The sequence below is a fragment of the Amycolatopsis sp. NPDC049159 genome, assembly GCF_040648295.1.
Lineage (GTDB): Bacteria > Actinomycetota > Actinomycetes > Mycobacteriales > Pseudonocardiaceae > Amycolatopsis > Amycolatopsis pretoriensis_A.
The window spans coordinates 1-10,181 of the sequence record NZ_JBEZDL010000054.1; the positions used below are offsets into that span (position 1 = coordinate 1).

The window sequence follows — 10,181 nt, forward strand, 5'->3', positions numbered from 1 at the left end:
GCGGGCCCCCGGGGGGGGGGGACCCCGCCGCCGCGCCCTGGTGGGGCCGCCGGGCCGCCGAAGCCGCGGCCGGCGCGACCGTGGTCGGTGTCGCCTCCGGCCGCTGCCTGGACGTCGTCGGCAACAGCACGACGCCGAAGACGCGGGTCAACATCTACGACTGCGTCGGCCAGGCCAACCAGCGGTGGGCCCTCACCCCCGCGGGCGAACTGCGGGTCTACGACGACGCCCAGTGCCTCGACGTCGCCGGCCAGCGCACCACCGCGCCCGCCGACGTCCAGATCTACCCCTGCAGCGGCGGCGCCAACCAGAAGTGGAAGATCAACGCCGACGGCTCCATCACCGGCGTGCAGTCCGGGCTCTGCCTGGACGTCACCGGGGCCGGCACCGCGAACAGCACGCTGGTCGGGTTGTGGACCTGCACCGGCCAGGACAACCAGAAGTGGCGGACCGCCCTCGGCGACACCCAGCCGCCGACCGTGCCGGGCAACCCGCGGGTGAGCGACCTGGTCTGCGACGCGGTGACGTTTTCGTGGAACGCCTCCAGCGACAACGTGGGCGTCGCGTTCTACGACGTCTACCACGACGGGCAGCTGATGAAGTCGGTGAGCACCTTGTCGACGAGCCTCACCGTCGTCGGCGGCGTGACGTGGGGCCTCTACGTGAACGCGCGCGACGCGGCGGGCAACGTCTCGCAGGCCAGCGCCACCGTGCCCATCACGCCACCGCAGTGCCAGCCGGACAACGAGCCGCCGAGCGCGCCCACGCGGCTGACCGGCAGCGCGGCCGGCACGACCGTGACCCTGAACTGGACCGCCGCCACGGACAACACCGGCGTCCGCGCGTACGACGTCTACCGCGGCGACACCAAGGCCGGCACCGTCACCGGGACCGCCACCACCCCGCCCGCGACCACCTTCGTCGACAGCGGCCTCGCGGCGAACACGGCCTACCGCTACCACGTGGTGGCCCGCGACGCCCAGGCGAACGCGTCGGCGCCCAGCGCGACCACGACCGTGACGACCGGCGCGTCCTGCGGTGACTCCGTCTGCGCGGTGACGCAGCTCGCGACCGACACCGACATCCCGTGGGGGCTGGCGACCCTGCCGGACGGCACGATCCTCTACACCCGGCGCGACGCCCACGACATCGTCCACCTGAACCCCGCCACCGGCGTCAAGACCACCGTGGGCACGGTCCCGGGCGTCGACAACACCGACGGCGAAGGTGGTCTGCTCGGGCTGGCCGTCGCCCCGAGCTTCGCGAGCGACCACTGGCTGTACCTCATGCACACCTCCCCCGGCGACAACCGGATCGTGCGGATCAAGCTCGAGAACGACCGGCTCGACACCGGAACCGAGCAGGTCCTGCTGAGCGGGCTGCTGCGCAACAAGTTCCACAACGGCGGCCGGCTGCGCTTCGGCCCCGACGGCAAGCTGTACGCCAGCACCGGGGACGCCCAGAACGGCGACAACGCGCAGAACAAGGCCAGCCTCAACGGAAAGGTGCTGCGCATCAACCCGGACGGCAGCGTGCCTCCGGACAACCCCTTCGGCAACCAGGTGTGGAGCTACGGCCACCGCAACCCGCAAGGCCTCGCGTTCGATTCGCTGGGCCGGTTGTGGGAGCAGGAGTTCGGCAACGCGGTGATGGACGAAACCAACCTGATCACCAAGGGCGGCAACTACGGCTGGCCCGCGTGCGAAGGCACGTCCGGAACCTGCGGCACGTCCGGCTTCATCGCCCCCAAGCGCACGTACCCCACGGCGGACGGCTCCTGCTCCGGCATCGCCATCGTGCGCGACGTCCTGTACGTCGCCTGCGAACGCGGGACCCGGATGTACCGCGAGGTCATCAGCGGCAGCGACCTCACGAACGTCCAGGCGTACTTCACCGGCACCTACGGCCGGCTGCGCACGGTGGAACCCGCCCCCGACGGCGGCCTGTGGCTGACCACGACCAACAACGGCGACAAGGACAGCATCCCGGACAACAGCAACGAGAAGCTCTTCCACGTCGCCCTCGGCGGCTAGCCCGCCGGGTGCGCTCCCCGGATGTGCCGGGAGCTGATGCCGGCGTGGCACCCGACGTGAGCGTGATGCGACCCCTTGCCCGAAGGACAGCCGACAACTGCGTTGCACGACAATGGGCCGCGGAGGTGCTGATGAAGCGCGGTAGGGTGGAGGACTTCGCATTCGCCGGCCGGATCGCCCAGGTGATCGACGGGACGCGGTTCGAGGGGTACCTCCACGTCACGGTTCCGGAACTCGTCAAGAGCCCCCGAGCCGGCGGCACCACCTACGTCGACATGGTGTTCGCGCGCCGGGACGAGAACGAGCCGGATCACTGGCGGTACGAGGATCGCTCGGATCCGGGGACCGACAGCGCGCAGGAGGAGCTCGCGTCGGCCCGGCTCGACTGGTACGGCGAACAATTCGGGTTGCGTTGGCTGGACAGCGAGGCAGCGGCGAAAGTCCACCTCGAGGTGTTTCACGGCGGTTCCGAGCGCGCGTGAGAGGCTCGCTCGGCACCTCGTCGTGGCGGCGCGGGTATCGATGGCTGGTGCTGCGTCGGGCCGGTCCAGGAGATCGCGGTCACTGCGACGGCACTGGCGAGGAGGTCGTCCGACCGCCGTGCTGGTGGTTGACCGATTCCCGCGCGGCGGTCAGAAGGGGCTCGCACTATAGGTGTGACAATCCGAGGGGCGATGACTCGTTCGGTAGCATTGCCATCCCCGTCCACCCGCGCGCATCGGCGTGGCGACCCGCGACACGAAGGTGTGATTACAGAAAGTATCCGCAATGTAACACTGCACCCTATCCTCAGCGACGGTCGCGTCCACGAGTCGCGACCACGGCGCGGCTCGTGCCCTGCACCTCGGTCGGTGGCATAGTCGACGTGGTTCGGTGTTAGCCAGGTGCGAGTGCTGGCGCGGTCGTCCGGAGGATCGTGAGGGTGACGGAAGTCGTTGCAGTGCACACCCCGCAGCCGGCTGTGCTGGATGTCGTGTTCCTCCACGGCCTGGACGGTGACCCACGTGCGACGTGGTGCCGGAAGGACGGGTCCGCGTTCTGGCCGCAGTGGCTGGGGGAAGACTTCGACGATGTGGCCGTTTGGTCGGTCGGCTACGACGCTTGGTCCAGCAAGCGACGCAGCCGCGCCCTGCCCACGCGGGATGAGGCAATCAACCTGCTGGCCCACCTGCAGGACAACGGGATCGGTAGACGACCGCTGTGTTTCGTCACGCACAGCCTGGGTGGGCTGCTGGCCAAGGAGATCCTCCTCCATGCTGCCGAGGAGCGTACGGAGTACGCCCGTTTCTTCGCCGTTGCCGCACGCGGTGTGGTGTTCCTGAGTACGCCCCACACCGATTCCAGCGTCACCAAGCTGTTCGAAGCACTGGGACCAGTCTGCCGCGACACCTCGGCCGTTGACGATCTTCAACGCAACGCCGCCCACCTTCGGCACCTCAACGACCGATATCGCAACTGGGCAGCCCAGGCCGGCATCGCCCATCTGGTGTTCCATGAGGGCCGTCCCACCAAAGGCCTGTGGGTTGTCGACCAGATATCGGCGGACCCGGGTTTCCCGCAGGCCCAGCCGATCCCGATTGACGCCGACCACGTCGGCATCTGCAAACCCCACGATCGTCAGGCTCTGGTCTACGGCACAGTCAAACGGTTCGTCAGCCGAATACGGCAGTCGCTCGAGCACGCTGACCGCGGGGCCCTCGCACCGCCCGCCATACAGCAGTTCGACACGCCATGGGGTCGGGTACCAGTCCACCCCAACGTCGCCGCCGGGGACCGCGGCGATGCTGGTGAGCCGCTGCCTCTACCGCAAGGCCAGGGAGACCTGCCTTTCTCCAACGCCCTCAACGCCGGCGTGGTGCCAGGAAACATCGCTCAGGCACAGATGATCGGGTCGGTGACCTTTGGCGCAGTCGGCGCGGGCGCGGTGTCTGTCGAAGACGCTGTCCTCGATCTGGACTCCGCCATGGCTTCCGTACTGGACAGGGACTTCAGCGGGCGAACCTGGCTGCTCGATCAGATCGACCAGGCCCTCTCCGACAGGCGATCGGGATACGTGTGGATCGAAGGTCCGGCTGGTGTGGGAAAGTCTGCGATCGCGTCACATCTGGTGCAATCGCGGGGATGGCCCGGGCATTTCGTACGACTGTCCCGCGGTGCGTCCGAAACGGTGGGGTTGCGGAACCTGGCAGGTCAACTGATTCAGCAGTGTGGCCTGTGGGAGTTGACACCCGGACGGATGCTGCCGGAGTGGGCGGGCAAAGCAGACGGATTCGAGCGCGTACTTCGCCGGGCAGCGGCGGCCGGCAAACCACTGGTCTTGGTGGTCGACGGCGCGGACGAGGCCGACACGGTAGGAGACGAGCGGCAACCATGGGGGCTGCCGTCAGTTTTGCCCGACGGGGTTTTCGTGGTCGGCACCTACCGCTCAGGCTACAGTCCGCCGTCGTCCACTCCGACACCTGTGGTGTTGTCGATCAATCCGCATGATGACCGCAATCGCGACGATGTCGCCGACTACCTGAAGAAGGCATTTCAGGACAACGACCTTCAGGTGCAGCTGCTCAAGGCTGGGACGACGGCGGACGAGGTCGCTGCGGAGCTGACGCGGCGGTGCGGCGGAATCTGGGTGTACGTGCGGTATGCCCTGGAAGAGATCCGTCTGGGGCAACGCAATCCTCGAAACCTCAACGACCTGCTGGCCGACCTGTCCGCCTACTACCTGAACACTCTCGACAGATGGCGCCGGATGCCCCGGTGGGATAGTGAGATCCTGCCGGTTCTCTCCACGTTGGCCGTTGTCGGCGAGCCCCTGTCTGCGGTCACCCTTGCCGAGCTGGCCGGCGTTGCCGAGTCCACCGCGCGATCTTTGTGCTACGAGACGCTTCGGCCGTTTCTCTCCGCCACGGATGCCCCCATCGGGCGCCAGGGCCGCAGGGGTTCGGCGGTCCAACGGTTTGAGATCCTGCACGCCAGTTTCCGTGAACTACTCACAGGAGACCACGCCGACACGGCGAATCGAAACCGAAACTGGGCGGAAGTACTCGACGCGGCCTCCAGGCACGCCCACGACCGGATCGCCACCCACTACCTGAACCTGTTCGGTGGACTGGACACCGGCATCGAGCGTCTGGGCTCCCATCCCGGGTTGGCCGGCGGTCACGGCGGATATCCGCTGCGGCACTTGGCTCGGCATCTCCTTCACGCTGACCGGTCCAGCGAGCTGCATGACCTGTTGCGCGCCGAGTGCACAACGGAGTACGGCCGCGTAGCGAACGTGTGGTTCGCTGCCCACGACACGGCGGACACCATCGATGACTACCTCGCTGATATCGCCACTGCATCTGCTGACAGCCAACGCCGTACCGATGCCTGCCTGTCCACCGGCCGACCGGCCTCCAGCCTTCTCGAAGAACTGCGCTACTGGTTGATCACCGCCTCGATCACCAGCCTGACCACCACCATCCCCACCACGTTACTGGTCAACCTGCTGCGGAAGCACATCTGGACGCCGGCCCGGGCAGTAGCCCACGCCCGCCGTCTTCCCACTCCTGATACCCGCTCGGCCGCACTCACCGCCCTTGTCCCGTACCTGCCAGAAGATCACCGAATCGTCGTCGCGACTCAATCACTGGCCGCCGCCACCGCCATCACCGACGAGTCCGCCCGTGCCACGGCATTGGCAGGTTTGGCGCCACATCTGTCACCCCAACGGCTGGCCGAGGCATTGACCGCTGTCACTGCCATCACCAGCGAGTCCGCCCGTGCCACGGCATTGGCAGGTTTGGCGCCACATCTGTCACCCCAGCAGCTGGCCGAGGCATTGACCGCTGCCACTGCCATCACCAGCGGGTATGCCCGTGCGGAAGCGTTGACGGCGTTGATACCGCATCTGCCGCTCGATCAACGGCCCGCGGTCCTGACCGAGGCCTTGGCCGCCGCCACCGATATCACCAGCGGGTATGCCCGGGTGAAAGCGTTGACGGCGTTGATACCGCATCTGCCGCTCGATCAACGGCCCGCGGTCCTGACCGAGGCTCTGGCCACCGTCACCGATATCACCGACGAGTACTTCATAGCCCAGGCGTTGGGGAGTTTGGCCCCGCATCTGCCGTCGCAACGGCTGGCCGATGCTTTGGCCGCTGCCACTGTCATCAATGACGAATCTGGCCGATCCAGAGCATTGGCGGGGCTGGTGCCGCGTCTGCCGATCCAGCATCTGGCCGAAGTGCTGGCCCTCGCTACTGCCCTCAGCGACGAATACTCCCGGGCCGAGGCGTTGACAGCGCTGGCACCGCGGCTGCCGCTCGATCGACGAACTGCGGTCCTGGCCGATGCGCTGACCGCCGCCACCGCCATCACCGACGAGTCCGCTCGGGCCGAGGCGTTGGGCAGATTGGCGCCGCATCTGCCTGCCCAGCAGCTGGCCGATGCGCTGGCCACGGCCATTGCCATCACCGACGAGTCCGCGCGGGCCGAGGCGTTGGGCAGATTGGCGCCGCATCTGTCAGCGCAGCAGCTGGCCGATGCCTTGGCCGCCGTCACCGTCATCACCAGCGAGTACTCCTGGGCCGCAGCGTTGACGGCGTTGGCACCGCACCTGCCGCTCGATCAACGAACTGCGGTCCTGGCCGATGCGCTGACCGCCGCCGCCGCCATCACCAGCGAGTACTCCCGGGCCAAGGCGTTGGGTGGACTGGCACCGCATCTGCCGGCCCAGCAGCTGGCCGACGCGCTGGCCACAGCCACTGCCATCACCGACGACTCCACTCGGGCCGCAGCGTTGACAGCGTTGGCGCCGCACCTGCCGGCTCAGCAGTTGGCCGATGCGTTGGCCGCTGCCACTGCGATCACCAGCGAGTATGCCCGGGCGGCGGCGTTGTCGGCGCTGGCGGCGCATCTGCCGGTACATCGACTGGCCGAGGCGTTGGCCGCCGCCACCGTGATCCGCGACAAGTATGCCCGGGCCGAGGTGTTGACGGCGTTGGCGCCGCATCTGCAGCTCGATCAACGACCTGCGGTCCTGGCCGAGGCGTTGGCCGCAGCCACCGGCATCACCGACGACTCCGCTCGGGCCGCAGCCTTGACAGCGTTGGCGCCGCATCTGTCAGCCCAAAAGCTGGCTGATGCGTTGGCCGCTGCCACCGCCATCACCGGCGAGTACGCCTGGGCCGAGGCGGTGGCAGGATTGGCGCCGTATTTGCCGGTCGATCAACGAGCTGCGGTCTTGGTCGAAGCACTGGTCGTCGCCACCGCGATCAGCGACGAGTACTCCCGAGCCGAGGCGTTGGCGGCGCTGGCACCCCATCTGTCAGCACAAAAGCTGGCTTACGCATTGACTGTTGCCACCGCTATCACCGACGCACCTGCCCAGGCCGCCGCGTTGACGGGTATGGCGCCCCATCTGTCCGCACAGCAGTTGAGCGAAGCGTTGACCGCTGCCACCGCGATCAACGACGAATACTCCCGAGCCGAGGCATTGGCGGCGCTGGCACCCCATCTGTCAGCACAAAAGCTGGCCTACGCATTGACTGTTGCCACCGCTATCACCGACGCACCTGCCCAGGCCGCCGCGTTGACGGGTATGGCGCCCCATCTGTCCGCACAGCAGTTGAGCGAAGCGTTGACCGCTGCCACCGCGATCAACGACGAATACTCCCGAGCCGAGGCGTTGACAGCGTTGGCACCCCATCTTCCGGTCGATCAACGAGCTGCCGTCCTGACCGATGCGCTGGCCACCGCCACCACCATTTCCAGCGATTTTTTTCGGGCCAGGGCAGTGGCAGGGTTGGCGCCGCATCTGTCAGCACACCAGTTGACCCATGCGGCGGCTAATCTGCCCTACGGCGACCACGAGGTACGACGCGCTTTGCTGGTTCGCGCCAACGAGGTATGTGGTTACGGTGAGTATGTGTCCTTGCTGCGGACGGTGCTTGTCCGAGTCGATCGGGCCAGGGGTCTACACCTCCTGAGCACCTACGTCTCGTCTTTGGCAGGAATTGCAGGCTTGGACTTCGGCCAACATGCCGATACTGCCCTACGCGACGTGCACCGATGGTGGCCGTAGACGATGGGCGGTGAAGCCGCCGCCGAAGTACTGGAACTGGTCTACGAGCGGCAACCGGACGACCGCACCGTCGACATCGTGTAGAGCCTGGTCAGCACCGAGACCTACACGAAACTCTGTTTCAATCGCGGCTGGACACCAGAACAGTGGCAGGACTGGGCGGTCGAGGCGACCCGCTTGTTCGCCGGACAGCCGTGGCCCGAGGCTCGCGCGTGTCCGACGTGCGCCGGCCGGCATGATCACCCTATTCTCGGAGGTCGGCCGACCGGGGAGGGAAAGGCGACCGTCATGACGCATCCACAGCACGGCTACCCAGGCGGACCGCCGCCTGGGTGGTCCGGGGGACCCCGCCCGGGCTACGGCCCACCGCCGTACCCCGGCCGCGGCCCGGTGCCTCCGCGGCCGCGGCGTACCGGACTGTGGGTCACGCTCGCCGCGCTGGGACTGGTCGTCGTCATCGTCGCGGTGACCGGTTTCGTGGCGCCCGGCTTCTTCCTGCCCCACGAAAACACAGCGAACCCGGGACCGAGCTCGGCGGCGCCGTCTCCAGCGGCTTCCTCGTTCTCGCGTGGCAGCGACAGCCAGCTTCAAGCCGCCCGTACCGTGGCCGAAGAGTTCCTGCGACGCCTCAACGCCGACGCGCTCGACGGGCCGGACGGTGCGAAAGCGATGGCCTGCCCCGGCTCGGAGTCGCTGCTCGGCGGCACCATCACGCTCAGCGTGGAGGCACCGACCCGGCTGGCGATCCCCGACCAGGGCACCGTGCGCTTCCACGACCCGGTCATCGAGGTCGACATCGAGGGCGTCACCCACCAGCGCAGCGTCAGCGGCTTCGTCCGGCTGCAGCCGTGACAGGACCACGAGCCATGCGTGCGCATCATCCAGCTGAGCCGGACCTGACCCCGATCGCGTCCAGGCAGTACCGCAGCAAACGCTGCGCCTCACCCGGCTTCGGCGCTGTTCCCGGCAGGACGTGGAACGGCCGCTCCCGCCGGTCGTGCCAGAAGCGCCCTGGCGCCGGCTGCGGATCGGCCGCCGCCAGCCAGACCGCCGTGTCGGCACCTTGCTCCGGTGTGCGCAGCACCGGCTGGAGAACCCTGCGGAACGACGGCAGCGAGCCGACGAGCCCCGGGGTGTCCGCCCAGCCGGGATGGGTGCTGTGCACGGCCACGCCGTCCGGTCGCCAGCGTTCGGCGAGCAGCGGGGTCAGCTCGACCTGCATCCGCTTCGTCCGCGCGTACGCCGTCGCGCCGCGGTACCGGCCGTTCCGGTATTCCGGGTCGTCGACGGCGAGCGGCTGGGTGTACATCCCGCCCGACGACACCATGATCACCCGGCCGTCGCCGGCTGCACGCAGGGCCGGGAGCAGCGACTCGGTCAGCAGCAGCGGGCCGAGCACGTGGGTCGCGAACGTGATCTCGTGGCCGTCGACGCTTTCCGAGCGCCGCGGCGGCAGCACGCCGGCGTTGTGCACGAGAACGTCCACACGCGACTCCCCGGCCGCGAACTCCCGCACCGATGCGAAATCGGCCACGTCGCACCGGGCCGTCCGGACCTTCGCCCCCGGGGCCGCCGCGCGGACGCGCGCGAGCGCCTGCTCCCCGCGGCCGGGATCGCGCACCACCAGCACCACCTCGGCGCCCAGGCGGGCCAGCCCGGTCGCGGTGGCCTCCCCCAGCCCCGAACCGGCACCCGTCACGAGCGCGACGCGGCCGTCCAACGCGCCGGGAGCGGGACCGTCCCACGCGCGTCGCCGCAGGGCGTAGCCGAGGCGGGAGTACCCCGGGAGCACGGTCCGGTCGAGCACCGTGTCGAGCAGCGTGCCGAACACCAACGCCTCCGATGCATATCCGATCCAGCCTGATCGCTCAAGCATAGTCACATCGCTTCGAGCCACGCACTGCGATTCAACTCCGATGCACGACTGGGCAGCGGAGACGCGGGGGTGTGACGATCGGACGAGCCGGACAACGCCGGGGAGGAGGGCGGATGAGTTCACTCACCACGCCGACCAAGGGGTCGAGCCCGGTCGAGAAGGCGCTGGGCGACGCCGCGAACAACGCCGACCAGCGGTACCACGCGGC

At 68.3% G+C, this 10,181-nt stretch carries 5 protein-coding genes; 4 read left to right on the forward strand and 1 reads right to left on the reverse strand.

Features of this window, described 5'->3' with window-relative positions; translation table 11 throughout:
* The 4 genes from AB0B33_RS46610 to AB0B33_RS46625 all read left to right on the forward strand — a co-directional run.
* A partial coding sequence (locus tag AB0B33_RS46610; protein ID WP_360784612.1) for a PQQ-dependent sugar dehydrogenase occupies positions 1 to 2,033 on the forward strand: 2,033 nt, incomplete at its 5' end.
* Between the two features lie 44 nt (positions 2,034 to 2,077).
* A complete protein-coding gene (locus AB0B33_RS46615; protein ID WP_360784614.1) occupies positions 2,078 to 2,515 on the forward strand; it encodes a hypothetical protein in 438 nt (145 codons plus the stop codon).
* Positions 2,516 to 2,955: 440 nt separating this feature from the next.
* On the forward strand, positions 2,956 to 8,097 hold the full coding sequence (locus AB0B33_RS46620) for an AAA family ATPase (RefSeq protein ID WP_360784616.1): 5,142 nt from the start codon (positions 2,956 to 2,958) through the stop codon (positions 8,095 to 8,097).
* A gap of 603 nt (positions 8,098 to 8,700) precedes the next feature.
* Positions 8,701 to 8,949, forward strand: coding sequence for a hypothetical protein (locus AB0B33_RS46625; protein WP_360784619.1), 249 nt, complete (start codon positions 8,701 to 8,703; stop codon positions 8,947 to 8,949).
* Positions 8,950 to 8,974: 25 nt separating this feature from the next.
* On the opposite strand, the gene AB0B33_RS46630 is transcribed toward AB0B33_RS46625, so the two are convergent.
* Entirely contained in the window at positions 8,975 to 9,973 is a 999-nt protein-coding gene (locus AB0B33_RS46630; protein ID WP_360784622.1) for an SDR family NAD(P)-dependent oxidoreductase, read from the reverse strand.
* Positions 9,974 to 10,181: the final 208 nt, after the last annotated feature.